The organism is Candidatus Chryseopegocella kryptomonas (genome assembly GCF_001536065.1).
In the GTDB taxonomy this organism is placed as follows: Bacteria; Bacteroidota; Ignavibacteria; order Kryptoniales; family Kryptoniaceae; genus Kryptonium; species Kryptonium kryptomonas.
On the sequence record NZ_CZVW01000025.1, the window covers coordinates 19,507 to 20,088 of the forward strand.

The 582-nt window shown below is 36.6% G+C and carries 1 protein-coding gene; it reads left to right on the forward strand.

Going from position 1 to position 582, the window contains the following annotated elements; genetic code table 11:
• The coding region (locus tag AWW83_RS08740) for a hypothetical protein (RefSeq protein WP_159421161.1) at positions 1–582 on the forward strand (582 nt) is incomplete at both ends.

Consider the following 582-nt stretch of genomic DNA (forward strand, 5'->3'; position numbering starts at 1 on the left):
CGCTGGGAAACAAGCGTATGAAATCTCAGAATATGTTAATTCATCTCTTTCTGGATTGTGGTATGTTTCAAAAGATGGCGAAAAATACTACATTTATTTCCCTCAGGTATCACTTTTTGATTCGCTCTCTGGTAGATGGCTTCTGTGGGTTGATCCAGCAAGTCAGAGTTGGACTCTATTCAATCAACAAGTTAAATTTGTCATTGACTCTGTAAACAACATCACAGCAAGCGGAACTTTAAACATCACATCAAATAAAGGAGCTGGTGAAAATCTCACAATAAAAAATCAAACTGTTCAAGCACAGCAATACTACTGGGATGTTAACTTTAACGGTAAAATTGATCAAATTCCTGGTTCAACATTTACGATTTCAGCAAAAATTCGCTGGTATTTTACACCTGGAATTGGGTTGGTTAAAAATCAAACAGATCCTTCAACATTTAGAATTGTTGTCCCGTTGGTAATGGATACAACATTTAAGGGAATGGGAAGTAAGATCACGCTTGTTGATTATAAACTCAACCCAAGCCAGACAGCGAAGTTTGCACAGACATTTAATGCAGAAGAGCAAATAAATTC